Genomic DNA, 25,301 nt, shown 5'->3' with positions numbered 1-25,301 from the left:
CGTATTTTGTAGAACGCGTCCGATTTACTGCTATTTGCGTCCGATTATGATGATTGCAATAAACCGCTAGAGCAATTCGCTTTGAAGCCAGTTGGCAACACCGTCGTCATTGTTGGAAGCGCAAATCTCATCCGCAATCGCAAGCAAACGCGGATTACTATTCGCCACCGCTACCCCATAACCACCGGCACGGAACATGTCGATGTCAATAATATCGTCGCCAAAAACAACTGTGCGGCTAGGCTTCACGCCTAAACGATTGCAAATAACGTTCAGCGCATGCCCCTTATTTGCAAGAGGATTCGTAAGCATCCACAAAACGTCTTCGCTAATATGCAAAGAAAAATCGTCCGGAAGAATGCGCTGAAGCTGCTCTTTCTCGCTATCTCGCGGAACAATAATTATTTTGTCTGCAGTTCCGCGCGGCACATTTGAAAAGTCGGTAATAACAAAATCCTGTTTGCTCCAAAGCATACGAACGTCAAAATTAGTGTAACGAACATCATTCATCACAACGCCAAGACGTAATGTAGGGATTTTATCAAGCAAACGCAAACACACATCGCAAGCATGCTTAGAATCAAAACCAAAACGTAATAACGTGCTTATTTCGCGCTGAGAAGTAAGCTCCGAAATCGTGCTATTAGCGCAATCAAAATCGATGAGCGCACCATTGAGATACGCACAAACTTGAGCATTTAAATCGTGAATAAAATCAAAAGCACTTCCGACAGGACGAGCCGTAATAATCGCAAGAGGAATTCCGTTTTCGCGCAAACACTTAGCTGCTTTCACAGTTTCGTTGCTTAAAAAGCGCCCTTCAAAAGTATCGGCATCGTGAAGCATGGTGCCATCAAGATCCGCAATTACTAAAGAAGGAGAAAAACGCATCATAGGAAACACTTATTATAAATAAAATGGGCGAATACAACGGGCAAATAAACAGTGAAGCAAGCTTTCAGTCAAAGCTTACAAACAAAACATATAAACAAAAAAGCGCACAATCTGACAACCATGCGCTTTTCAAAAAGAATACTCAGATGAGCGAGAACTTAGTCATTAAGTTTAAAGCCACAATCACAGCAACCCAAATTAATGCAATAATAACCGTCCAACGATTTAAGTTCTTTTCTGCAACACCAGAGCTACCAGCGTTCTTCGTTAAACCGCCGCCGAACATGTCGGAAAGGCCGCCGCCCTTGCCCTTGTGCATCAAAATTAACAATGTGAGCAAAATGCTAGTGAGCACAAGCAACACCTGCAAAATAATCTTCACAGTGGACACAACCAACCTCCTGTTTTACAGTACCTGGTTAAGTCTAATAATAACCTTTGACCACTTAAGCTTATTTAGTTTCTAAACGTGTTTGTGCAGCCGTTAGTTGCACAATATTAGCAAGTTCTTGTGCATCAAGAGAAGCGCCACCAATTAAGAATCCATCGACATCTGGCTCCGCGATAAGACTTGAAGCATTAGAAGACGTTACAGATCCGCCGTAAAGAATACGGACAGTATCTGCAACATCGTCACCGAACGTAACACGCAAGTCTTCACGAATAGCCAATGCAGCTTCCTGAGCTGAATTAGCAGTGGCAACCATACCCGTACCAATTGCCCAAACTGGTTCGTACGCAATAATTAAACGCTTAGCTTGCTTCGCATCCAAATCGCGCGTTACATCATGCACTTGCCCTACAGCAAAATCGAGCGCAACACCCTGTTGACGTTCTTTAAGACTTTCACCAATGCAAAGAATTGGCTGCATTCCTGCGGCAAGCACAGCTCGAACTTGATCAACTATATTTGCATCATCTTCAGGATGATACTTGCGTCTTTCAGAATGACCAACAATAACCATTGAGCATCCAAGACTTGCAAGCATATCTGCAGAAACATCACCAGTAAAAGCTCCTTGAGCAGTAACAGAAACAGCTTGAGCTCCGTACAATATTGGCAAATGGTCAGACTCAACAAGAACTTGCACGCTTCTTATTGAAGTAAAAGAAGGCATAAGTGCAATTTCACAATCGTGATAGTCGTAATGCGCGTCACGCAGTAGCCACGCAAATTTTTGTATAAAATGCGTAGCTTCGCGGTGATTGAAATTCATTTTCCAATTACCAGCGACTAACGGCTTTCTTTTGGAAACCATAATCACCCTTAAAAAGTTTACGATTGAGATTAATAGTATTGCGCAAATTAGTGTTATGCCGACCTCGATTTATAAAGCGGATTCATAAAATCGAAAGTCGGCATAAGCGGAAATATTTAGTTTATACTTGCTCGCGTAAATATTACTTACTCAAGCAATATTACTTACTCAAGCACGCTCAAACCTGGAAGAGTCTTGCCTTCCAAGAACTCGAGAGAAGCGCCACCGCCAGTAGAAATGTGCGAGAAGCCATCTTCAGGGAATCCAAGGTTGCGCACTGCAGAAGCAGAATCGCCACCACCGACGATGGTGAAAGTGCCGTTCTTAGTTGCATCGACCAAGCCCTGGGCTACAGCGCGAGTACCAGCTGCAAACTCTGGAACCTCGAACACACCCATAGGACCGTTCCAAACAACAGTCTTGGAGTCAACAATCTTGTCGTGGAAAAGCTTCTGAGAGTCAGGACCAATATCCAAGCCCATCTTGTCTGCAGGAATAGCGTCTGCTGGAACTACTTCTGGAGCAACTGGAGTATCCCCTGCTGGGAAGCCAGCATTCACAACAATATCGGTTGGAAGTACAAGCTCAACGCCGTTCTTCTTAGCGGTTTCAATGTAGCCCTTAACCTTCTCGAGTTGATCCTCTTCAAGCAAAGAAGTACCAACTTCGTGACCCAAAGCCTTGAGGAATGTGAACACCATACCGCCGCCAATAACAAGACGATCAGCCTTAGAAAGCAAATTCTCAATAACGCCGAGCTTATCGGAAACCTTAGAGCCACCAAGTACAACAGTCAAAGGACGCTCTGGGTTTTCAGTTGCGCGAGAAAGTGCCTTAACTTCCTTCTCAACAAGCAAGCCTGCAGCTGATGGAAGATCGGCAGCAACATCGTAATTTGAACCCTGAGCGCGGTGCACAACACCAAAGCCGTCGGAAACAAATACTTCGCCAAGAGAAGCAATCTTCTTAGCGTAGGCTGCGCGCTCGGAAGCATCCTTGCTGGTTTCTTCAGCGTTGAAACGCACGTTTTCGAGCAAAACAACGTCGCCATTATTCATGGCAGCTACCTTAGCTTGAGCATCTTCGCCGTAAGTGTCTGCAGCCAAAACAACATTTGTGCCGAGCAATTCACCTAAACGCTGCGCAACTGGAGCCAAGGAAAGCTCTGGAACAACCTGACCCTTTGGACGACCAAGGTGAGCCATCAAAATCACCTTAGCACCCTGCTCACGCAAAGCCTTAATGGTTGGTAAAGCAGCACGAATACGACCATCATCAGTAATCGTCGTACCCTTGAGAGGAACGTTAAAATCAGCGCGAACCAATACGCGCTTACCACTCAAATCTCCCAAATCTTTCAGTGTCTTCATTGGTATCCTTTCCAAACCATATTGGCTTACCATATTTGACTTACATACTGGCTTACCGTGCCGGCTTACTTCGTTCAACAAAACGCAAAATCAGCCTCAAACATCAACACATTGCCGGGTGCAATTATACCGCACATCTTCAACAATCCCTATGAACAACGCAGCTTTGCACCAGTACTCTGCTAACGTTGCGTCTGAAGCTTTGCAATAATGCTTTGCAAACGTTGCTTATGAAGCTTTGCAGTAATGCTTTGCTAACAGCGATTATTTGTTGCTTAGTGAACTTTAACAGTATTGCTCTGCGGACGTTGATTTCTTACTGTCCAAAGAACACTAGCGTCATTGCTGCTGCACACACTACACCAGGCACCCCTACTACCACGCCAAAAACAACGGTGGGTGAATTTACGAGTGGGAGATAGGAATTGCTTGGTCGAGCAATATAAAAGCGGAACGATAGTAATAATCTTGTTGATGAATACTATTTTTGCCGAAAAAGTAAGTAAAAAAAAACTAAACTTAACTACACAACCGCTAAGTCCAAATAAGGTATAAGAGCGGAGCGCTGTCCTCATGGCTAATCGCCATTCGGCTGAGCTTGCACGGAAAGTCCACTGGACTTTCCGTCTGAACAAGCTCACGCTCCGAGTTGCTTTCGCGCGCTACGCTCTGAGCGCGAAAGCAGGTCGTCGCGCTAGTAATTCCTATCTCACACAACCACTCCAGAAACCCGCCAGCCAAACACCAGCCAAAAACAAAAAACGGCAGAAACTTTACGCGCATGTAAAGAAAAAGTCGGTTGCACGCCAAAAAACGGCAGAAACTTTACAGTTACGCACACAAACCACGCAAAACCAGCATTAAAGCTGCTGCATACGCGACTTCTCAACTTTCGCCGAAAGCTGCAAAAGTCTACGAATTCGCCCTGCAATCGCATCCTTTGTAATAGGAGGATCAGCCAAGTGACCAAGCTCTTCCAAACTTGCGTCGCTATGCTCAAGACGAAGCTTTCCAGCCATTAACAAATTATCCGGAATATCGTCGCCCAAAATATCGAATGCGTGACGAACCTTTTCGCATGCCTCAGCAGCAGCCTTAGCGCTACGACGCATATTCGCATCGTCAAAATTAGCCAAACGGTTTGCTTTTCCGCGAGCTTCACCGTCCGAACGCTTACCGGTCCATTCGCGAGCAGAACGAGGAGCACCAATCAAAATCAACATTCGCTCAATTGCGTCAGAATCACGCAACGTCACTCGCTCAGAACTACGAACCTGACGAGCCTTGGCGCTAATGCCAAGTCGCGCTGCCATAGTTTGCAAAGCATTTGCAGCCTCATGAGTTGGGCAAACAACTTCCAAATAACTAGCTTTGCCAGGATCCGAAATAGCACCGTGAGCCAAGAAAGCACCACGCCAAGCTGCTTTGATTTGGGCGATACTTCCACCAACAATCTCAGGTGCAAGACCCGCAACAATTCTCATACGTCGATCAAGAAGACCAGATTGCAAAGCCAATGCTGCAGCACCACGCTCAACTACCACGTCATAGCGAACTACAGTGCCCGTAGGAGTTTGACGAGAAACTTGAGCAATTGTTGCTTCCCTCTGGAAATGAGTTTTCAATACCTCAACAAGCCACTGAGCTGCACGCTGAGAATCTAACTGAGCGCGAATAACAGCCTGATTATTTACTGGCCTTAAGCCGCCAGCAAAGCGCATCATTGCTGCAGCTTGAGCCATAATGACAGTCGGGAGCTCATTGTTGTTTGAAACGAGTTCATTTTTGACGTCGTCAAGAAGAGCCAAGGGACAACCTCCTACTTTTGTTCTTCTTAAAATATGAGTGCTGTTGGGTACTTGCATGATGCTGTGGCACACGACATGCCCGGCTTTCTGTGATACAGAATACGTTGGACATTTTACCGGTTTTTGCACATGCTTTACATGCTTTTAGTACAAGATTTTTATATTTTATATAATTTACGCAATTTTATTTAATTTTTTAATTAATTTTAATTGATTAGTTTCATAATCGCATTTCGCTACTTTACTTCTTCACTACTTTACTTCTTCACTTACTACGATCTTCTCTGCAGCTCTCTTGCAGATACTGTAACTTGCAAACCGTGCAATCTCAAACGTCTAGCAAGCTCAATACTTACGGCAACAGAACGATGCTGACCACCAGTACATCCTACAGCAATAGTCACGTAATGCTTGTCTTCTTTAGCGAATCCGTCGATAGCTGTAAGAAGCGCATTTTCATAAGAATCTAAGAATGCAATTGCCGCAGGATTCGATAAAACGTAATCTTGCACAGCTTGATCCTTACCTGTAAGCTCCCTTAATCCAGGAACCCAGAAAGGATTCGGCAAAAATCGCATATCGGCAACAAAATCAGCGTCCATTGGCATGCCGTATTTAAATCCAAAACTGAAAATATGCACAGAAACCGTAGAAGAGCCTTTTCCAAGCAATCCTTCGTAAAGCTTTGTAGAAAGTTGGTGAATACTAAGTGCAGAAGTATCGATAATAATATTTGCGCAATCTTTCAAATGACTGAGAAGCTCTCGCTCTTCTAGAATACCGTCAATAAGTCTGCCGCCGCGCTGCAAAGGATGCGGTCTGCGCACAGACTCATAACGCTTAATAAGCACAGCATCTGAAGCATCTAGAAACAGAATTCGCGTTTTTACACCAAGGTCATCAATATGCGCAAGAACTGCAAACAGGTCGTCGAAATATCCTCTAGAACGCACGTCAATAACAGCAGCAAGCTTATGCACTTTAGAACCGGATGAAGTCATCATATCTACTAGCGGTATGAGCAGTTTTGGCGGAAGATTATCGATAACATACCATCCCATATCTTCCAACGCGTTAGCAGCGTGCGATCGCCCAGCTCCGCTCATGCCGGTAATTAGCATAACTTCAAATCCGTCAGCTAGTTGCACGCTAGTCGACGCGGAACGTTGCGTAGTATGTTGCACATCACTTTGCGTATCACTTTGCGTAGTATGTTGCGTATTATCGCTCATAATGCCTCCTGTAAGGCTTTTCGCATGAGACTACTTAAGTCATCGTAATATCTAGCCTTGTCAGCACTAGGTTTATAACCAAGCTCAGAACCAGTCTCAGCACAATCCTCAGCGCCAGTCTCAGCACAATCCTCAAAATTTTCTTTAGATTGCCTGTAGTCAATCGTCATAAGACTTACTTGTGCTAAAGCTTGTTGCAAAAGCATTTCTTCTCCGCCAATAGCGCAACCATATTGTTGCCATACACTAAGTAGCATGCTTGGGCGAGGATCGTAAACTACGTCAAGCAATGTTCCTAATTTCGTTTGATTATGCGCACTATCTTGACAGTATGCTTTCAACGCAAGCGCAATTGGATCTGCTACATGCGCTGGAACTGTGCTTACTACTATGTCTGCTTCTGCGATTGCACGAACAGCTTCTAGTGAATTTAAAGATCTCAAAATGAGAGATTTATCACATTCTGACAATTTTTCTGCGCTCAATTTTTCTGCGCTATAGTCTGCAAATTTTGAAAATACTTCTTCGCTTATTGTTGGGAACTCAATACCTTGCACAGGCTCATACATAGCGTCATTTTCTTCGCTTTTATTATTTTGACCTATGCTTATTTTATTTGGAAAATCAGCGCAATACTTTTGTATAAGATTATTAAAACGTTCAACGCCTTTTACACTACCGTCATCTTCAGTTCTAGCAACAACTTGCACTTGCTCAAGCTTTGCCACTTGCGCAATTTCAATTAAAGCTGCCAGTGCAGAGGATGCAGTGTTGCCGCTGCCAATAATAACAGCCTTTTTTACTTCGCATATGCGCTCATGTAATGCTTGCATAAATGTTATTAATATGCCACTTACGTCAGTGTTGTATAGCTTTATTTGCGATTGCGAAGCGACTGCTGGGTTGCTAGTAAAAACTGCAGTATTTGCCACGTTAAGTGTGCGCGACCAGTAGTCGCAAGGTGTACCGAGTTTCATTACGGTTTTTTTAAGCGGCATAGTAAGGCTTAAGCCTTTCCAAGAATCATCAAGATGCGTAATAAAATCGTGAAGATCCGTTTCGCTTACTTTTTCCTTACTATATTGCCAATTCGTAAGCCCCAAAGCCTTATAAGCCGTGTTGTGAAGCACAGGCGACAGCGAATGCAAAATAGGATCTCCCAAAACTGCGCAATGATATATTTTTACCATTTTTCTCTCCCCTATTAGTAAGTTAGTACGCTAATAAATCTTTTGGATCAACACAAAAACGCAACTCTCCTGCAGCACGTGTTGCTACGTGACGAGCTACTTCCTTGTGCAATCGGTTCACTAATTCTTGTCTTAAATAAAGCGGAACTCTTACTACAGCTTTTACACGGTCGTAAATATCGTCAAAATGCTGGTATTTGTCTGTAACAGGCGGATGCATTGGAACAATTCCTAATAATGGAGAAATTGCTGAAAAATCAGCATCTTGACTACTTTCGCACCCAAGATTTTCTTGCATTGCACCAATATTTTCAAGCGCACGCATAACCGCATCACGAGCACCCCATACGCATGCTGCAGTTACGCAAGGCGGCAATATTGCTTGAGCTCTTTCTGAAAGCTCATTGCAAGAAAGTTGAGTCGTATCCCACAATGTAAGCGCGCGCGCAAGAACAGGATACGTTTCACCAATAAGAAGTACACTTCCTCCACGCGCTCTAGGAGCACATAAAGCAGAAGCTTTCATCCACGAATTAAGCGTATCTATTCGCGAATCAAGCCCTGAAGCGTACAAACTTACCCACGTATCAAGTATTGCTACAACACCGTATTCTCCATTACAATTTGCGTCTTGCGTTTGTACGCGAGGCTCACATCCAGGAGTTGCAACAACAATTACAGGTTTTTCATCAATGCACTGGATAATTCCGTTCGGTTGGTGTTGTGACGAAATAATAATAGGCACGTTACGAAATAGTTTAGATAATTCTTCTGCAACGCCAACAGCGCCAACTCGTATAACTCGCATATTACTACTGCCACAATTAGAACAAGACCAATTTATTGCACTAGCACCACACCATGAGCAACGTGCTGTCTGCTGACTATTTGCAACATCAAGAGGCCCGGTGCATCGTCTACAACGCGCTTGACGTTTGCACGAAGAACATATAGCCGATTGCGTCACGCCATCTTGCGCAATAGAAAGCAACACAGGCTTACCATCCGAAAGAGCATCGTTAATAGCTCTTACTGCGCTATGCGGTATGCGAGCGCCAATGCTTGGGTCAGCTAATTTTAGTAAAGCTTCACGATTAAGCCAACGAACCCAAGGAACTAACTTTTCGCGAGCAAGTTTACTCGCGCTTACAGGGATACTAGATCCGCTTATTGTTTCAGCAGTTTCAGCAATTTCAGCAATTTGAACAGCTTGCTCACCTTGCTCACCTTGCACACTTTGCGCAGATTGAGTAGTTTGCGCATCTTGCGCATTCGACATATAGCAGTCTACTTCACTTTGACTAAGCGCGCTTCTGGAATATGACATTGACACAAATACGCCGCCATGCCTTTTTGCACGAAGTCGCATAACGCCACGCGCTTGAGCATACGGCATCATGCCATCAGCATATTGGTACGCGCAATCTTCAACAATCGCAAATAAAGCATCTCCCTCAACTGGAGCATACATTGCAGCTCTAGTGCCAAGAACGCAAGGAACTATTCCGGACGCGATTGCGCGCCAAGCTCTATACCTATCAGCTGGAGAATCCGCAGCACAAAGTCGAGCAACATCGCCATCAAAACTTCCAGCAGAAAAACCACGATGATTCTCACTGACATGCTTATATGGCTTTAAGCCGTAAACCATTAGCGCGCGCATTACATCATTGACTTCTCTTAGCGTCGGCAAAACTACAACAGCTTGCTTACACGCGCTTAAAGTAGTGACAATCATCCACGCTAAATCTTGTGCAAGCCGGCAAGAACCTGGTAAAGCGTCTACAATAAAAGATTGAGAAGAATTATTTTCTGCTTGCTTGACTAATTGATTTTCTGCTTTATTTTCACTAAAACTTGTGTCAATAGATTTTTTGATTAATGCATTGTATAAAATATTTGCATTTTCGTAATCATAAATCATGCGAGAAGTTGTAGCGTAACCTGGGTTTGTATTGTTATCGTTTTGCAAACGCTTCTTAAGATTTTCACGCCACTGTTTTCTGCGTTGCAAGCGTATGTTGTCAAAAACTTCCTCATGCTCAACACGAGCTACGCGTTGAGGCACAGCAAGACGCAAAATATTTGAGCTAGTTCCACCATAAGCTTTAGCTATGGCGTCAATATCGTCTCGCAAAGATTTAGAAAGCAAAACATCTGAAGGAAATACGCGCTCTAAAAATCTTAAAGCAACATGAGGGGTGTCAGTATGCGAAGAACGAGACCAAATAACTCCAGTGAGCTTTTGTGCTCCAAAACGAACGCGTACAAACGCCCCAGGCTGAGCAGATTCATCTTGATCTTGCGATATCAAGTAATCAAAAGTACGACCTAAATGTGAAGCTTGAACATCAAGCATCACATGCGCAATAGGGCATTCATTAGCAGGCACTAGAGAAACAGCATTGCGCTTACGTCTTGTTTTACGCGCTAAGCCGTCTAGCGAAGGTTGCTCTGCCATAAATAACCCTTAGTTTTACTTGAATTACATCACATAATTACTGTTATTTTACAGCAAAATTTATCAATAAAACTACTTTTTTAGCGCATCTTTCAATTGCTCAATACGATTCGTTTCTTCCCAAGGGAATTTGACATCCATACGACCAAAATGACCATAAGCTGCAGTTGGAGCATAAATTGGCTGAAGCAAGTTAAGCTCGTCAATAATCGCAGCCGGACGCAAATCAAATACTTCGCGCACAGCACGCGCAATATCTGCGCGCGTAATACCGTCAGCTTCAGTTCCGAAAGTTTCTACGTTTACGCTTACAGGATCAGCAATACCAATAGCATAAGCAACTTGAACTTCTGCCTTATGAGCTAAACCAGCTGCCACAATATTTTTTGCAACCCAGCGAGCTGCATAAGCTGCAGAACGGTCAACTTTACTAGGATCCTTACCGGAAAAAGCTCCACCACCATGATGAGCAGCACCACCATAAGTGTCAACAATAATTTTTCGACCAGTTAAGCCCGAATCAGCAGCAGGGCCTCCCAAAACAAAAGAACCAGTAGGGTTTACAAGCATACGGTACGAATCGTGCGCAACTTTTTGAGCAAGAACTTCGTCCAACACAGGCTTAACAACATGCTCAACAAGCTGATCTTGTAACCAGTCTCTAGAAACTTCTGGATCATGCTGAGTAGAAATAAGCACAGTATCCAAACGTTTAGGCGTGCCTTTGGAATCGTACTCAATCGTTACTTGAGTTTTCCCATCCGGACGCAAATGCGCAACAGTGCCATCTTTACGAACTTTAGCAAGCTTTTGAGCTAAACGATGAGCAAGATAAATCGGCAAAGGCATTAAAGTATCTGTTTCGTCGCTAGCGTAACCAAACATAACACCTTGATCGCCTGCACCTTGAGCAGCGTAGCGCTCCTCACGAGAAGATGCACTCTCACAAGAAGCATCCAACCTAGCAACACCTTGATTGATTTCCGCACTTTGCTCAGTTAAAGAAACCATAACACCACAAGAATCAGCATCAAGACCAATTGTGGAGCTCGTGTAGCCAACATTACGAACAACTTGACGTACAATTCCCGGAATATCGCTATAAACTTCACCACGCACTTCACCAAAAACCACGAACTGACCAACGGAAGCACAAACCTCTACAGCAACATGCGCATGAGAATCCTGACGAAGCATATCGTCCAATATAGCGTCAGCAATTTGATCGCATAACTTGTCAGGATGACCTTCAGTTACAGATTCTGCAGAAATTAATTTACGTTCTTCCACATTTCCCCCTTAAGTTCATAGTCGATAAAGGCTAAATATAGGCTAAATAAAGCGAAAAACGCAGCCGTGCATCCGCTTTATTGAGCACGGATGATACGCGACTGCGAATACCCATAAAGACGTTTATTAGCAAGGCTTATTAATTACCTTCGCTTAAGTCGTCCTCACCAAGAGTCTCTTCAAGCAATCCAGCATTAATTTCGCGGAAAGCAATAGCTAAAGGCTTTTCTTGATTTTGATACTCAACTAGTGGGCCAACATTTTGAAGCAAACCTTCATTAAGCTGAGTAAAATAAGCATTAATTTGACGTGCTCGTTTTGCAGCAAATAAGGCAAGCGCATACTGGGAATCCGCATGTTGCATTAAATCATCAATCGGTGGATTCGCAAGACCAGTAGGTGTTGGCTGAGTGCCTAATGCCATAATATTCTCCAAATTCTATGGTGCTACAATAGTTCCAAAAGGTTTATTATATGCTACCGATTGGATATTGCGTAAGTTTTAACTATAAGTCGTATTCGCTTGCAATAACATTCCACAGTTCATCTGCAGCACGCTCAGCATTATCATTCACAATAACAACATCGAACTCTTTAGCTGCAGCAATCTCAACTTTAGCAGTTTCCAAACGTTTTGCTTGCTGCTCAGGAGTTTCAGTACCACGACCAATAAGACGACGCTTAAGCTCTTCAAAGCTCGGAGGCGCAATGAACACGTACACAACTTCTAATCCAAGACGAGCAGCCTCTTGTTTTACGCGCCTAGCTCCTTGCAAATCTATTTCCAGCAAAGTAGGAATATCTTGCGTAAGATGATCCAAAACAGGCTGAAGAAGGGTACCATAATGAGCCATGCCATGAACTAGCGCGGTTTCCAAGAATTCACCATTACGCTTACGACGCTCAAATTCTTCTTCATCTAAGAACCAATAGTGAATACCATTAAATTCACCAGGTCTAGGCGCACGAGTGGTAGCAGAAACAGATAGCCAAATATGAGGATGCTTCTCACGAAGTATGCCTTCTACTGTGCCTTTACCAGCCGCAGTAGGACCCGTTAATACGATTAATCGACGTCTAGACTGCGAAACTGCAGCCTCATCCGTGGCACCCATTTGCTTACCCCTCGTTTACACACATTCGCCTGAATCAACAAGAGCCTGACGAATATCCAATGCTATGCGTTCAGTTGCAGCCGAAAGTTCACCAATATTTGGACCATGCGACGCAATCGAACGCGAAACAGTTACCAATACATTACCATGTGTACCAGCAAAAACACGCTTTAAATCGTCAGCTTCTGCACCTTGCCACCCGTAACCAGGAGAAAGAATTGGACCAGTAAAACTGGTTACGTCAATTCCACCACCGTTCATCCAGTCGCCAATAGTAGCTCCAACAATTAAACCAACAGAACCCATTCCTTTAGTCTTATTGTTAAAACTTTGAGCTGTTTGAGCAATTCCGTGAGCTACAGTAGTTCCGCGGTAAGTTCCGCTCTGCCTAATAGCAGTTTGCAAACTTGCGCCTTCGCGATTAGAAGTTAGAGACGCAATAAAAACACCGCGACCGTTATTAAGAGCTTCGTTAATTAAGCCGCCCATAGAACGTGCGCCATAATAGGGAAGCAAAGTAATAGCATCAGCAAGAAGCGGAGCTCCAGGCTTAAAATATGCGTCTGCAAGCGCAGAAATAGTAGTAGACAATCCTCCATGACCGCAGTCAACGATAGTAATAATATCCATTTGACGAGCGGCATACAGCACACGCTCAAGCGCTGCGAAACCCTTAGAACCGTAGCGCTCAAACATGCTGGATTGGAATTTAACTGCCGCTGCCCTACCATTCATAGCTTGCAGCATTCGCATAGAAAAAAGTTCAGCTCCAAGAGCATCCATGTTGTATCCCCAATTAAGCAGCATTTTGCGATGAGGATCGATTCCAACACACAATGGTCCATATTTTGCCATAGCGTTCTTCAAACGCAAACCAAAATCGGATCGTTGCGCCTGCACTTCTTGATCACGAATGCTCTCGGTCATGTATTAAGCCCGACTTTCTTGACTTTCTGCCTGTTCAATTGCAAACAGCTGTTGAGCATGTTCTTGTATACTCATCACCTGATAATCATTGTTCTTAACAGCTTCAATAGCCATTAATACTGGTGCAAATTCGGTAATAGTAGTGAATTGTGGAAGATCAGCTGCTACAGCTGCCGCACGAATGGCATAACCATCAGTGCGCGATCCCCTTGAATTCGGCGTATTTAATACCATGTCAATCTTACCATTTTCGATAAGCTCTACAACATTCTTACCGATTCTTTCGTTCGCTTTCTCACTATTTGGCATATCCTTCGCCGTGTCGCCCTGACTAGAAAGCTTATCGACAATAACAGAATCAATGCCATAACGACGAAGCACAGAAGCTGTACCTTCAGTAGCCCAAATCGTAAAACCAAGCTCCACTAATCGCACTGCAAGAAGTGGAAGTTGTCGCTTATCTGCATCGCTTACGGACACAAAAACGTTTCCGCTGGTAGGCAAACCGCCCTTGTATGCTGCAAGCTGGCTCTTAGCAAAAGCGTGAGGGAAGTCGCGATCAAAACCCATAACTTCGCCAGTAGAGCGCATTTCTGGTCCAAGCAAAATATCAACCGTGCGACCAACAGGAGTGCGGAAACGCTTGAACGGCAGCACAGAAGCTTTAATAGCAACCTGCTGACCTGGGTGAATATCTCCGCCATCGCCTTGCGGGAGAAGAAGTCCACGCTTGCGCTGCTGTGCAATGGTTTCACCAGCCATAATTCGAGCAGCAGCTTTAGCAAGAGCAACGCCAGTAGCTTTAGAAGCAAACGGAACAGTACGAGACGCTCGAGGATTTGCTTCAATTACATACAAAGTGTTTGCCATAAAAGCGTACTGTACGTTGATAAGACCGCGAACTGAGCAGCCGCGAGCAATCGAAAGCGTACCCTCGCGAAGGCGTCGAATTTGATCGTCCGAAAGCGTGCTTGGAGGAAGAGTACAAGCAGCGTCACCAGAGTGCACGCCAGCTTCCTCAACATGCTCCATAATACCGCCAATATAAAGCTCGTTGCCGTCGTAAAGTGCGTCAACGTCGATTTCAATAGCGTCCTGAAGGAACTTATCGATCAAAAGCGGCGAAGGCAAGCGGCCAGAAACAACCGTGTCTGCTCGAGCCTCATCCAATGCGCGATCAACATACTTTGCAAGTTGAGCGTCGTCGTATACAATTTCCATGCCACGACCGCCGAGCACGTAGCTTGGGCGCACAAGAACTGGGTAGCCAATTGCGTGAGCTGCATCTTTTGCTTCCTCAAGACTTAACGCTGTGCCGTATCGAGGAGCGTTCATGCCTTCTTGACGAAGAACTTCGCCGAAAAGCTCACGGTTTTCAGCCAAATCAATAGCCTCAGGAGTCGTTCCCAAAATTGGAACTCCTGCAGCCTTAAGACGAGCGGCAAGCGAAAGTGGCGTTTGACCACCAAGCTGCACAATCACGCCCTTAACAGGTCCAAGCTTCTTTTCTGCTTCGTAAATTTCAAGCACATCTTCGAAAGTAAGAGGCTCAAAGTAAAGGCGATCAGACATGTCGTAATCTGTAGAAACTGTTTCAGGATTGCAATTGACCATAATGGTGTCGTAATCCTTGCCCAATTCCTGAACAGCGTGAACACAAGTGTAATCAAACTCAATACCCTGGCCGATTCTGTTTGGACCAGAGCCAAGGATAATCACAGCTTCGCGATCGCGCTTCTTCAACTCGCTTTCGTCAGCGTAGCAAGAATAGTAGTACGGAGTTGCTGCGTCGAACTCAGCTGCGCAAGTGTCAACAGTCTTGTAAACAGGGCGCAAACCGTAAGCCCAACGAAGCTCACGAACCATGTTTTCGCCTTCGTCGCCAAGATTACGCAAATGCGCAATCTGCACGTCAGAAAGACCAGCGAGCTTAGCGCGCTTCAAAACTTTAGGAGTTAAGGTTTCAGCTTCACGAACTGCGAGCGCAGTCTCGTTAATTTGAGCCAGCTGCTCTACAAACCAAGGGTCGATTTTTGTTGCTGCAAAAATCTGCTCCGGCGTTGCCCCACCCCAAAGCGCGCGCTGAATTTGCAAGTAGCGATGCTCGGTTGGAGTATGCATTTCTTCAAGAAGCTTATTAACTTCTTCCTTGCTCGGGCGCTCACCATCCCAGCTAAAGCATGAGTGACGCTTGTCGATTGAGCGCATTGCTTTTCCAAGGGATTCCTGGAAGTTTCCAGCCAAAGCCATTGCTTCACCAACAGACTTCATGGAAGTTGTAAGCGTGGTATCCGCTCCTGGGAACTTTTCGAAAGCAAAGCGCGGAATCTTTGTTACAACGTAGTCGATTGTTGGCTCGAAGCTTGCAGGAGTTGAACGCGTAATATCGTTTTGAATTTCGTCCAAAGTGTAGCCAAGAGCAAGTTTCGTTGCGATTTTTGCGATTGGGAAGCCGGTTGCTTTAGATGCGAGCGCGGAAGAACGGGACACGCGCGGGTTCATTTCGATGACGATAATGCGACCAGTTTGAGGGTTGATTGCAAACTGAATATTGCAACCGCCGGTATCGACGCCAACGCCTCGAATAATAGCAATACCGATATCGCGCATCTTCTGATACTCGCGGTCTGTAAGCGTAAAGCAAGGAGCAACTGTAATCGAGTCGCCAGTGTGCACGCCTACAGGATCGACGTTTTCGATTGGGCAAACAACTACGACGTTATCTTTTGCGTCGCGCATAAGTTCAAGCTCAAACTCTTTCCAGCCTTCAATGCCTTCTTCAATAAGCACTTCGTTTGTTGGAGAATAGTGAATGCCAGCTCCTGCAATGCGGTGAAGCTCTTCTTCGTTATGAGCAATACCAGAGCCCAAGCCGCCCATTGTGAAGCTTGGACGTACTACTACCGGGTATCCTAAAGTTTCAACAATTTTGTCTACTTCTTCGATTGAGTGAGCAATAAAGGATTTTGCTGACTCAGCTCCGGCTTTTTCAACGACTTTTTTGAAAAGCTCTCGGTCTTCTCCGCGGTCGATTGCTTCCAAAGAAGCACCAATAAGCTCAACGTTATATTTTTCTAGGATTCCTGCACGACCCAAATCCATTGCAGCATTAAGCGCAGTTTGACCACCAAGCGTTGGAAGAAGCGCATCCGGACGCTCCTTCGCAATAATTCGCTCCAAAATCGAAGTGTCAATTGGCTCAATATATGTTGCGTCCGCAAGCTCCGGATCTGTCATAATCGTAGCCGGGTTAGAGTTGACCAAAATTACGCGAATACCTTCTTCGCGAAGAACTCGGCAAGCCTGCGTTCCGGAATAATCAAATTCTGCAGCCTGACCAATAACAATCGGACCGGAACCAATTACCATAACCGACTTAATATCAGTACGTTTTGGCATAGTAAACTTCTCTTTCCGTAAATCTTAAAATCTTACTTGCTTTTTCGAGTATTACTTGCTTTTTCGAGCGTTTTCGCGCATCAATTGCACAAAACGGTCAAATAGATAGGAAGCGTCGTGCGGTCCTGCTGCAGCTTCCGGATGATATTGCACCGAGAACGCTGGAATATCAAGGCATTGCAAGCCTTCTACAACGTTGTCGTTCAAGTCAATATGCGAAACTAGCACGCGACCAAAGTGTCCGTTTTCGTAAGGAGATTGCACAGGACCGTCAAGAGGTGCGTCCACAGCAAAGCCGTGATTGTGAGCCGTAACTTCCACTTTTCCGGTTGTAACGTCTTTTACAGGCTGATTAATACCGCGGTGACCAAACTTCAACTTGTAAGTTCCAAAGCCGAGCGCGCGACCAAGTAACTGGTTTCCAAAGCAGATACCAAAGAACGGGTAATCTGCATCCAAAACTTTGCGCAAAAGCTCAACTTCGCGATTTGCTTGGCTAGGGTCTCCAGGACCATTCGAGAAGAATACGCCGTCTGCGTTAAGCGCTTGCAACGATTCGAAGCTTATTGAGGAGCTTACAACGTGCACGCGGCAGCCGCGCTCAGCCAAACGGTGAGGAGTCATAGATTTAATACCAAAGTCGACTGCTACAACAGTGTAAAGTGGATCTTTTCCTTCAAAATCACCGCAAGGCTCAATCGTGTACGTTTCTTTAGTACTGACTTCATCCGTTAAACGCAAGCCCTGCATTTGAGGAGTTTGCTTAATTTCATCAACGAAAGAAGCGACGGTGCGAAAAGCCCCGGTTGACGGATCAACCAGGGCCTTATTAGAAAAAATGCCGGCACGCATAACGCCTACCGAGCGTAAATGACGTACCAGCTTTCGAGTATCAATACCACTAATGCCAACGATACCTTGCTTTTGTAAATCGTCTTCCAAGGAACCTTCAGCTCGCCAATTGCTAACTACTGGGCTTGGCTTCTTAACTACGTAACCAGCAACCCAAATGTGGGCAGATTCTGGATCTTCGTGATTTATTCCCGTATTACCTATGTGTGGGAATGTTTGAACTACGATTTGTTGATCATAACTTGGATCAGTTAATGTTTCTTGATAACCAGTCATGCCCGTGGAGAACACAATCTCAGCGCGCGTAGAACCTTGCGCACCAAAAGGCTTACCAACGTAAACCTGACCATCCTCCAACACCAATACTGCATCATCACTGCCGAATCCGGCAAAGGTGTCGCTGTAATCCACCTTAACCCCCTTATGGCTTTAGGATATTCGTGGTAAGTCTACTCAGGTTGGCGGACGGGCGACGCGCCGGCGCGACGACCTGCTTGAGCGCAGCATCGCGCGCGCGAAAGCAACTCGGAGCGGAAACTCGCTCAGGTTGGAAGTCCGGTGGACTTCCAACGCGAGTTTCGTAAGCGAGCGCGTAATCCGCGCGAGCGACTACTGCACGCGTGTCCCAAAACTATCAACTAGAGACACTAACGCAGTAAGCATTCTGCGCGAGGGTCTCAAAACATGCAAAATGAGACATTACTCAGCAGCAGCTTCTTCCGTAGACTCTTCCGTAGCAGCGTCTTCAGGAGAAGATTCGCCATTAAACTTTGCCAAGCAAGCGTCTTTATCTGCCATAATCGCGCTTAGTAAGCCGTGAATAAACGCAATAGCTTCGTCGTCGCTATACATTTTTGCGAGCGCAATCGCCTCGTCAATAGCAACTTTATCTGGAATCTCATCGTTAAGAAGCATTTCCCAAACTGCAATGCGCAAAATATTGCGATCGATAACAGCCATTCTGCCAACTTTCCAGCCAGTCGAATAGCGGTTTAGCGTCTTGTCAATTCTGTTACGTCGCTCTCCTACGCCTCGAACAATCTCAATAGCGTACTCTGGGAGCGGAGTTTGAGCGCCAGGCTCCTTAACTCGCTCCTCAAGCAAAGAAAGAATATGCTGATTCTTCTCATCCGCCTCATACAGCGTATTCAAAGCCCTTTTACGAGCGGTAGAACGTGCCATCGTAACGCCCTTCTGTGTAACGTATAAAAATTACTTAATAAAGTTGTATCAAAAATTACGCGACCCAGCAACGAATAATCGCCACCGGGCCACTCTATAAAAATTATTGAGAAATAAATAGCTAATTTAATTAGATAACTAATTATTTTAATTAGATAATTAATTCTTTAGTTTTCACGACCAAGGTAAGAGCCGTCACGAGTGTCGACCTTCACCTTTTCGCCTTCACCCACGAAGAGTGGAACCTGGATTTCAGCACCGGTTTCCACAGTTGCAGGCTTAGTACCAGCGTTAGAACGATTGCCTTGCAAGCCTGGCTCAGTGTGAGTAATAGTCAAAATCACGGAAGCTGGAAGCTCAACGCTCAAAGGAGTGCCATCATGGAAGCTTACGATGCAGTCGGTGCCTTCAAGCAAATACTTGCTCTGCTCGCCAACCAAAACCTTAGGAATATAAACCTGGTCGTAAGTGGTCATATCCATAAAGACGAAGTTGTCGCCATCTTCGTATGAATATTGCAACGTGCGGTTATCAACGGTCTCGAACTCCATCTTCATGCCGGCATTAAAAGTCTTGTCGACAATCTTGCCCGAGAGCACGTTCTTAATGGTGGTACGCACAAAAGCAGGACCCTTGCCTGGCTTCACGTGCTGGAACTTAACGACGGTCCAAAGCTGACCATCAAGGTTCAAAACCGATCCATTCTTAATATCATTGGTAGTCTGTGCCACGAGTTACCCGTTTCTTTCGCTAATAGGCTGCAAATTAAGCAGCTAAGAAATAAACCTTGCTTATTATGCCACAAAGCGTCAACTTAATATATTTAGAGATTATTTTTCAACAAATTCAACAGTTTTGAAACAAATTCAGCAACGTCATCTTTATCTGCACTTTTTGTTAAAACAGACACTCCGATCCTATTCTTGCCCTTCTTAAGAATCAAGAAATAGTTATAAACATTCTTAATTCCTTGACCACGATGAGCCATAACCTCTATGCCGTCTGGAACGTTCACGCCATCAGCAGAAATATCGTAACCCGTCGCATTGGCAATAGTCGAATTTTGCATAGCTTTTGAAAGCATCATCGCAGCATCATGAGAAGAAGTAAGATTTTCGTGACCATCGTTCGATGCATCAACATCACCATATTTGCGAGTAAAAGATGTATTTGCATAGCCATTATCTGACAGCCATTGATCTAATCCGTCTATGCCACCTTGATCATCTAAAAGCTCATTAGCGGAGTCATTACTCATTGCCTTAATAACATCTTCACACTTATCTTCATAATCATGCTGTGGATTATCCTTAGTATAAAGAACAACAGGGAAATAAAAACCTACAGCAGGGAATGTTTTACGAGAATTAGAAGACTCATACAATATGCCCTTCTTGCCAGAAATCGCTACAGATACGCTATTATTTGAAGCAAAATTGTTTACTAATTTATTGATTTTTTTGGTATTGAGCTTTTCACTCGCGCCAATAGCGTTATCCTTATCGCTGCTAGTATCACTATCTTCATCGTCTGAATCTAAATCATCATTGGTTAGAACATGCTGCTTAGATTTATTATTCTTTGATTTTGATGATTGTAATTCAGTTTTATTATTTGATTGAGCTGTTCGCGCACTATTTACATACCACCATGCACCAGCACCTATAACCAAAACACAAGCAATAATAGCGGTTATTAAAGTAATAATTACTTTCTTCTTGCGCTTATCATCCTCTGAATGAGAATAATTAGCCGGAGCTTCGCCTTGTACGTAAGGTGAATTATTCATAGAAGGCTGTTCACTCGAAGAACCCATAATAGGAGAACCTAAAACGTTTAGATTATCCGATAAAGCTTCCTGCGCAGGAAATACAGTAGTAGGCGCTTCGTTAGTAGGCAATTCGTATTGTTGACTTTGGATTGACGGCTCGACTGTTGACGTAACTTCTAAAAGCGCTCCGCAAGTATTGCAAAACTTGCTATTATCATCATTTTTATTACCACATTGCGTGCAGAACATATTCTTCCTTTAAACAAATGCATCTATTGCAACGCATTATTTTACACCCGCTTACAATAAATCACTTATCAAAAATCATACTTCATTAAAACTTAAAAAACTTATATACTACTTTTATGAAACTTCTTGGCAATATTGTGTGGCTGATATTCGGCGGTCTTTTCATTGCTGCAAGCTGGTTATTTATAAGTTTCCTCCTTTGCATAACCGTTATTGGCATACCATTCGGTATTCAAGCATTCAAAATGGCAAAGCTCACGCTCACGCCATTTGGAAAACATGTTATTTACCAAGGCGGCACTAGCACAATTTGGAACATACTATGGATTGTATTTTTCATTGGGCCAATGCTTGCATTAGGCTATATCGTTTCAGGATTCATTTGCTGCTGCACAATTGTTGGCATTCCATTTGGCATACAATCTTTCAAAATGGCAAAACTTGCGTTGTGGCCGTTTGGTTCCGAAATTGTAGAGGATAATTACGCACCATACGTACGCAAGTAATCTGCAGCACGCGAAGCTAATTCCTCATCCATAACTGGCTTACCGTCAGCATTAACTAAACGCTTTGCTGCAGCGAAAATTTCGCGCACATTTGCAATTGGCAAAACTGGGAATCCAAACTCCTGCTCTACTGCTTTTACTGCAGAAAGCTTACTGTCTTTCGTGCGTTCCATTCTGTCTACTGCCAAAATCAAGCCAACAACTTGCACATTTGCTTCCGCTTTAAGCTTTGGCAAAGTTTCGCGAACTGCAGTTCCAGCAGTCATCACGTCGTCAACTAACAGAACTTTCATGCCGTCTTTTAACGGTTTTCCAACCATAATTCCGCCGTCGCCATGATCCTTTCGCTCTTTGCGATCGAAAGTAAAACCAACAGGCATATTATGATTATTCGTCAAAGCCATTGCCGTAGAAACTGCCAGTGGAATACCCTTATAAGCAGGGCCGAAAACAGTGTCGATATCTTGCGGAAGTTTGCCATCTTCGATTGCTGCAACAACGCGCTCAGCGTAGTATGCGCCTAGATTTGCGATTTTCATGCCGTCGTCAAAAGCACCAGCGTTAATAAAATAAGGTGATTGACGACCAGATTTCAGCGTAAAGTCACCAAATTTAAGCGCACCTGAATCAAGCAAAAACTTTGTAAAACGTTCGTCTAATTCTGCCATAATTAGCTCTCTTTCTTAAAATGATTTTAAATACTTTCTAAATACTTTTTAAATACTTAATTTCAGCGCCAAGTTTTGCCTTCAGCGAGTAAAGACGCAAGCTTTGGACGAGAATCAAGCAAATCGTCAAGCTCGCGAGCAATGCGAATAGGAGCAGTAGGATCCACCAAAGCAGCAGCACCAACTTCTACAGCATTCGCGCCAGCATACAAGTATTCCAAAGCTTTTTCGCCAGAATCAATGCCGCCAATGCCAATAATTGGAATATCTGGCATAGCTTGACGCACTCGCCACACAAACCCAAGCCCAATTGGGAAGATTGCAGGGCCGGAAACACCGCCCGTGCGATTCGCAATAATAGGCTCGCCTGTTCGAATATCAATTCGCAAACCAACTAGCGTGTTAATCATGCTTAAAGCATCCGCTCCAGCATCAACTGCAGCTTTGCAAATCGAAACGATATCCGTCACATTTGGCGTCATTTTTACAATCATTGGCTTGCTTGTCATTGCGCGAAGACGCTTAATTAAGCGGTGCAATGCAACCGGATCAGTGCCAACGCTCATTCCGCCGTGAGTCACGTTTGGGCAGCTTACATTAATTTCAAGCATGTCGGCCGCAGAATCTGCAAGCTTTTCAACAACTTGCGCATAATCGTCGTCACTGTGACCTGCAACATTAGTAATAACAAGTGCTCCCATGGATTTTAGTTTCGGCAACTCGTCTACTAAATAATGGTCGACACCAGGATTTTGCAATCCAACTGCGTTTACCATTCCAGAAGGAGATTCTGCAGTGCGCGGAGAAGGATTTCCTTCCCACGGAACAGGAGAAACACCTTTTGTACAAATTGCGCCGAGTTGGCTTACGTCGTAAAAGCGTCGGCAAGCTGCAAGCTGGAAAGTTCCAGAAGCAGTTCCAACCATGTTTTTCCACTTAACGCCTGCGACTTGAGTTGGGTGCTTCCAAACGTGGCTAGTGTCAAAACCAAAAGTTTCAGCGGAATTTGTTACGGAATTTGCGTTATTTACAGAATTATTTTCGGCATTATTTACAGCACTCATATTTTTTACTCCCAACCCAAACGATTCGCATCAAAAACAGGACCGTCGTTGCAAACTTTCAGCCTGCCTTCCAAAGTGTCAACAACGCAAGCAACGCAAGTTCCGTATCCGCAACCCATACGCGCTTCTAAACTGAGCTGGCACTCAATATTTCTTTCATGTGCCCAGTGAGCCACAACTTTCATCATAGGCAAAGGACCACAAGACAAAATAACCGTTGGCAAATCGTCTTCGAAATCAAAATGCTTAACTTTTTCAAGTTCGTCAAGAAGTGTAATAACAGTTCCTTCAGCATTTGTAATACTGTGTACGTCTGAAATATATTCTTTCGTTAAATCATCTGCAAAACGTTTGTTACGGTAGCCAAGCACTGCCGTTACGCTAGAATCTTCACGCTTTGAAAGCGCTTGAGCAGCACACAAAATAGGTGGCACGCCCAAGCCGCCACTAACCAACACATAATGTGCAGGTTTGGAAATATTAAAGCCAAGCCCTAAAGGACCAAGAGCGTCAATGCTATCTCCTGGCTTAAGCTCAGCAAACTTAGCAGTGCCTTTGCCAATCACAGCAAAAATCAAAGTAAAAGTATCACCTTCTACGCTTGCAACTCCAAAAGGACGCGGAAGCATAGCAGTTGGGTCAGGGGAATACAAGTTCACAAATTGCGCAGGAGCAGCTTTTTTAGCAATCTCAGAATCTCGCAAAGTTAAACGGTACACGCCTTCGTCTAGCTTCTCATTATTGAGTACTTCTACAGCTCTGCGCCCCCAAAGGCGCGAATATTTTGCATTATTGCTTTCGTCTGCAGAACTTGAGCCGGAAGAATCAAAAGCGTCTTCACGTAACGTAATTATGGCGTTTCCAGAGGCTTTTCGCGTTGGAATAAACATGCCATCACTCATGTGGTTTCCCCTACCCTTGTATGTGTTTTGTACCGTTGCGTTTTATTTTTAATTTTAATTATATTTTTAGTTATATTTATTTTAGTTATACATTCTAGCGATACACTGCATTTCGCAAGTCGTCACGCATATTTTTCGCAGCAACAGCTGCAGAATCACGCACAATATCAAGAATGTCATCGAGAGACATATGACCTTGATTTTTAGCGTAATCTTCAGACTTTTTCCAAGCACCAATAATACCGCGCGAAGAATTTACAATAGCGCCTTCAGAATTTGCATCAAACATTCCAGCAACATCTTGAGCTGTACCGCCTTGAGCGCCATAGCCTGGAACAAGGAAGAAAGTGTGCGGCATAATCTCGCGCAAATGCTTGCCCTCCTGCGGATGCGTGGCACCTACAACTGCGCCAACTCTTGAATAACCGTGCTTGCCAATGCTTGAAGCACCCCAGTTCTCAATCAAATCCGCCATATGCTCATACACTGGCTTGCCATCTTGCAAAATAAGCTCCTGTAGCTCCTTGCTAGAAGGATTCGAAGTGCGAAGCAGCACAAAAATGCTTTTATCGTGCGCTAATGCTTCATCGATAAAAGGCTTCACTCCATCCGAACCCATATAAGGGTTTACTGTAAGCGAATCTTCATGCCAAACGTCAAGATTTTTAGAGCTTTTTAGAAGATTTTTAAGAGATTGTGGCAGTGCGTTATCAGTCGCATTTTCGTCTTCAAAATATGCAGAAAGATTAGCGAAGCCGCTTAAATGAGCCGCATACTGACCAGCTGTAGAGCCAATATCTCCGCGCTTTGCGTCACCTATTACAACTAATCCTTGCGATTTTGCGTATTCGCAGGTCATTGCGTAAGTATCGATACCTGCAGGACCAAGCGCCTCGTACATAGCGATTTGCGGCTTTACAGCCGGCACAAAATCTGCAACTGCGTCAATAATCGCACGATTAAACTCAAAATAAGCTGTAGCTAAAAGCGTTGGCAGCGCATCCTCGCCTTCTACTTCTTGCAAAACTTCGTCCGCAAGAGAGCTAATAATTTCGGCAGGAACAATTCCAGGCTTAGGATCCAAGCCCACTACGCTAGGATTTTGCTTGGCTGCAATCGCTTCAATAAGTTCGTCCATAATTTACTACCATTCCAAATTTAT

At 44.3% G+C, this 25,301-nt stretch carries 23 protein-coding genes; 2 read left to right on the top strand and 21 right to left on the bottom strand.

All coding sequences use genetic code 11. The features are described from left to right. Positions 1-66 precede the first annotated feature (66 nt). The 4 genes from HXT38_RS02060 to HXT38_RS02045 all read right to left on the bottom strand — a co-directional run bounded on the left by HXT38_RS02060 (position 67) and on the right by HXT38_RS02045 (position 3,523). Entirely contained in the window at positions 67-894 is an 828-nt protein-coding gene (locus HXT38_RS02060; protein ID WP_004106363.1) for an HAD family hydrolase, read from the bottom strand. Between the two features lie 142 nt (positions 895-1,036). Further along, positions 1,037-1,285, bottom strand: coding sequence for a preprotein translocase subunit SecG (gene secG, locus HXT38_RS02055; protein ID WP_004119067.1), 249 nt, complete (start codon positions 1,283-1,285; stop codon positions 1,037-1,039). Between the two features lie 61 nt (positions 1,286-1,346). Then, positions 1,347-2,153 (bottom strand): triose-phosphate isomerase, encoded by an 807-nt coding sequence (gene tpiA / locus HXT38_RS02050; protein WP_032842481.1) that lies wholly within the window; start codon positions 2,151-2,153, stop codon positions 1,347-1,349. Between the two features lie 164 nt (positions 2,154-2,317). Then, positions 2,318-3,523: a phosphoglycerate kinase gene (locus HXT38_RS02045; protein ID WP_004119063.1), complete on the bottom strand. Its 1,206-nt coding sequence runs from the start codon at positions 3,521-3,523 to the stop codon at positions 2,318-2,320. Between the two features lie 573 nt (positions 3,524-4,096). Here HXT38_RS02045 and HXT38_RS02040 point away from each other — a divergent pair. Then, complete coding sequence (locus HXT38_RS02040; protein ID WP_410297574.1) at positions 4,097-4,387, top strand: hypothetical protein; 291 nt, start codon at positions 4,097-4,099, stop codon at positions 4,385-4,387. Here HXT38_RS02040 and whiA read toward each other — a convergent pair. The 13 genes from whiA to HXT38_RS01975 form a co-directional block, all read right to left on the bottom strand. Continuing rightward, positions 4,384-5,331 (bottom strand): DNA-binding protein WhiA, encoded by a 948-nt coding sequence (whiA, locus tag HXT38_RS02035; RefSeq protein ID WP_004119060.1) that lies wholly within the window; start codon positions 5,329-5,331, stop codon positions 4,384-4,386. The two genes, HXT38_RS02040 and whiA, sit on opposite strands and share 4 nt — an antisense overlap. Positions 5,332-5,603: 272 nt before the next feature. Beyond that, the gene (gene rapZ / locus HXT38_RS02030) at positions 5,604-6,452 is read right to left on the bottom strand and encodes an RNase adapter RapZ (RefSeq protein ID WP_116442868.1); all 849 of its coding nucleotides are present in this window, start codon (positions 6,450-6,452) and stop codon (positions 5,604-5,606) included. A 107-nt stretch (positions 6,453-6,559) separates the two neighbouring features. Continuing rightward, positions 6,560-7,753: a shikimate dehydrogenase family protein gene (locus HXT38_RS02025; RefSeq protein WP_004106377.1), complete on the bottom strand. Its 1,194-nt coding sequence runs from the start codon at positions 7,751-7,753 to the stop codon at positions 6,560-6,562. 22 nt (positions 7,754-7,775) lie between these two features. After that, the gene (locus HXT38_RS02020; RefSeq protein ID WP_421791983.1) at positions 7,776-10,214 is read right to left on the bottom strand and encodes a primosomal protein N'; all 2,439 of its coding nucleotides are present in this window, start codon (positions 10,212-10,214) and stop codon (positions 7,776-7,778) included. A gap of 72 nt (positions 10,215-10,286) precedes the next feature. Then, on the bottom strand, positions 10,287-11,504 hold the full coding sequence (gene metK, locus HXT38_RS02015) for a methionine adenosyltransferase (protein WP_004106381.1): 1,218 nt from the start codon (positions 11,502-11,504) through the stop codon (positions 10,287-10,289). 139 nt (positions 11,505-11,643) lie between these two features. After that, positions 11,644-11,928 carry a DNA-directed RNA polymerase subunit omega gene (gene rpoZ / locus HXT38_RS02010; protein ID WP_004106383.1) on the bottom strand — a complete coding sequence of 95 codons (285 nt, stop codon included), beginning with the start codon at positions 11,926-11,928 and terminating at the stop codon, positions 11,644-11,646. Between the two features lie 82 nt (positions 11,929-12,010). Beyond that, a complete protein-coding gene (gmk, locus tag HXT38_RS02005) occupies positions 12,011-12,619 on the bottom strand; it encodes a guanylate kinase (RefSeq protein ID WP_004106385.1) in 609 nt (202 codons plus the stop codon). Positions 12,620-12,634: 15 nt separating this feature from the next. After that, the gene (gene pyrF / locus HXT38_RS02000; RefSeq protein ID WP_004106386.1) at positions 12,635-13,546 is read right to left on the bottom strand and encodes an orotidine-5'-phosphate decarboxylase; all 912 of its coding nucleotides are present in this window, start codon (positions 13,544-13,546) and stop codon (positions 12,635-12,637) included. Positions 13,547-13,549: 3 nt separating this feature from the next. Beyond that, entirely contained in the window at positions 13,550-16,945 is a 3,396-nt protein-coding gene (carB, locus tag HXT38_RS01995; protein ID WP_004119051.1) for a carbamoyl-phosphate synthase large subunit, read from the bottom strand. A 51-nt stretch (positions 16,946-16,996) separates the two neighbouring features. Continuing rightward, complete coding sequence (gene carA, locus HXT38_RS01990) at positions 16,997-18,208, bottom strand: glutamine-hydrolyzing carbamoyl-phosphate synthase small subunit (protein WP_421791982.1); 1,212 nt, start codon at positions 18,206-18,208, stop codon at positions 16,997-16,999. A gap of 288 nt (positions 18,209-18,496) precedes the next feature. Next, complete coding sequence (gene nusB, locus HXT38_RS01985; protein ID WP_004106395.1) at positions 18,497-18,979, bottom strand: transcription antitermination factor NusB; 483 nt, start codon at positions 18,977-18,979, stop codon at positions 18,497-18,499. A gap of 167 nt (positions 18,980-19,146) precedes the next feature. Continuing rightward, positions 19,147-19,710, bottom strand: a complete 564-nt coding sequence (efp, locus tag HXT38_RS01980) for an elongation factor P (RefSeq protein ID WP_004111770.1) — start codon at positions 19,708-19,710, stop codon at positions 19,147-19,149. Positions 19,711-19,802: 92 nt separating this feature from the next. Continuing rightward, positions 19,803-20,999 carry a zinc-ribbon domain-containing protein gene (locus HXT38_RS01975; protein ID WP_421791981.1) on the bottom strand — a complete coding sequence of 399 codons (1,197 nt, stop codon included), beginning with the start codon at positions 20,997-20,999 and terminating at the stop codon, positions 19,803-19,805. A 116-nt stretch (positions 21,000-21,115) separates the two neighbouring features. Here HXT38_RS01975 and HXT38_RS01970 point away from each other — a divergent pair, with 116 nt between their 5' ends. Next, on the top strand, positions 21,116-21,505 hold the full coding sequence (locus HXT38_RS01970; RefSeq protein WP_004106402.1) for a YccF domain-containing protein: 390 nt from the start codon (positions 21,116-21,118) through the stop codon (positions 21,503-21,505). Here the strand turns inward: HXT38_RS01970 and pyrE are convergent. From pyrE to pyrF (HXT38_RS01950), 4 genes are all read right to left on the bottom strand, one after another. Beyond that, positions 21,481-22,173 carry an orotate phosphoribosyltransferase gene (pyrE, locus tag HXT38_RS01965; RefSeq protein ID WP_064340338.1) on the bottom strand — a complete coding sequence of 231 codons (693 nt, stop codon included), beginning with the start codon at positions 22,171-22,173 and terminating at the stop codon, positions 21,481-21,483. The two genes, HXT38_RS01970 and pyrE, sit on opposite strands and share 25 nt — an antisense overlap. A 62-nt stretch (positions 22,174-22,235) precedes the next feature. Next, complete coding sequence (locus HXT38_RS01960; RefSeq protein WP_004119039.1) at positions 22,236-23,237, bottom strand: dihydroorotate dehydrogenase; 1,002 nt, start codon at positions 23,235-23,237, stop codon at positions 22,236-22,238. A 5-nt stretch (positions 23,238-23,242) separates the two neighbouring features. After that, entirely contained in the window at positions 23,243-24,139 is an 897-nt protein-coding gene (locus tag HXT38_RS01955; RefSeq protein WP_174163824.1) for a dihydroorotate dehydrogenase electron transfer subunit, read from the bottom strand. A 94-nt stretch (positions 24,140-24,233) separates the two neighbouring features. Continuing rightward, positions 24,234-25,277: an orotidine-5'-phosphate decarboxylase gene (pyrF, locus tag HXT38_RS01950; RefSeq protein WP_421791980.1), complete on the bottom strand. Its 1,044-nt coding sequence runs from the start codon at positions 25,275-25,277 to the stop codon at positions 24,234-24,236. Between the last annotated feature and the right edge of the window lie 24 nt (positions 25,278-25,301).

The sequence above is a fragment of the Gardnerella sp. DNF01157 genome (assembly GCF_049244225.1).
Taxonomy (GTDB): Bacteria; Actinomycetota; Actinomycetes; order Actinomycetales; family Bifidobacteriaceae; genus Bifidobacterium; species Bifidobacterium leopoldii.
Note: the sequence above shows the minus strand (reverse complement) of the source record. Positions and strands in the feature narration are given on the sequence as shown.

Bases quoted from the DNA above. Each gene is read 5' to 3' on its own strand.
- HXT38_RS02060 (WP_004106363.1), bottom strand. From the start codon at position 894: ATGATGCGTTTTTCTCCTTCTTTAGTAATTGCGGATCTTGATGGCACC.
- tpiA (WP_032842481.1), bottom strand. From the start codon at position 2,153: ATGGTTTCCAAAAGAAAGCCGTTAGTCGCTGGTAATTGGAAAATGAAT.
- HXT38_RS02045 (WP_004119063.1), bottom strand. From the start codon at position 3,523: ATGAAGACACTGAAAGATTTGGGAGATTTGAGTGGTAAGCGCGTATTG.
- HXT38_RS02040 (WP_410297574.1), top strand. From the start codon at position 4,097: ATGGCTAATCGCCATTCGGCTGAGCTTGCACGGAAAGTCCACTGGACT.
- rapZ (WP_116442868.1), bottom strand. From the start codon at position 6,452: ATGCTAATTACCGGCATGAGCGGAGCTGGGCGATCGCACGCTGCTAAC.
- HXT38_RS02025 (WP_004106377.1), bottom strand. From the start codon at position 7,753: ATGGTAAAAATATATCATTGCGCAGTTTTGGGAGATCCTATTTTGCAT.
- HXT38_RS02020 (WP_421791983.1), bottom strand. From the start codon at position 10,214: ATGGCAGAGCAACCTTCGCTAGACGGCTTAGCGCGTAAAACAAGACGT.
- rpoZ (WP_004106383.1), bottom strand. From the start codon at position 11,928: ATGGCATTAGGCACTCAGCCAACACCTACTGGTCTTGCGAATCCACCG.
- gmk (WP_004106385.1), bottom strand. From the start codon at position 12,619: ATGGGTGCCACGGATGAGGCTGCAGTTTCGCAGTCTAGACGTCGATTA.
- pyrF (WP_004106386.1), bottom strand. From the start codon at position 13,546: ATGACCGAGAGCATTCGTGATCAAGAAGTGCAGGCGCAACGATCCGAT.
- carB (WP_004119051.1), bottom strand. From the start codon at position 16,945: ATGCCAAAACGTACTGATATTAAGTCGGTTATGGTAATTGGTTCCGGT.
- nusB (WP_004106395.1), bottom strand. From the start codon at position 18,979: ATGGCACGTTCTACCGCTCGTAAAAGGGCTTTGAATACGCTGTATGAG.
- HXT38_RS01975 (WP_421791981.1), bottom strand. From the start codon at position 20,999: ATGTTCTGCACGCAATGTGGTAATAAAAATGATGATAATAGCAAGTTT.
- HXT38_RS01970 (WP_004106402.1), top strand. From the start codon at position 21,116: ATGAAACTTCTTGGCAATATTGTGTGGCTGATATTCGGCGGTCTTTTC.
- pyrE (WP_064340338.1), bottom strand. From the start codon at position 22,173: ATGGCAGAATTAGACGAACGTTTTACAAAGTTTTTGCTTGATTCAGGT.
- HXT38_RS01960 (WP_004119039.1), bottom strand. From the start codon at position 23,237: ATGAGTGCTGTAAATAATGCCGAAAATAATTCTGTAAATAACGCAAAT.
- HXT38_RS01955 (WP_174163824.1), bottom strand. From the start codon at position 24,139: ATGAGTGATGGCATGTTTATTCCAACGCGAAAAGCCTCTGGAAACGCC.
- pyrF (WP_421791980.1), bottom strand. From the start codon at position 25,277: ATGGACGAACTTATTGAAGCGATTGCAGCCAAGCAAAATCCTAGCGTA.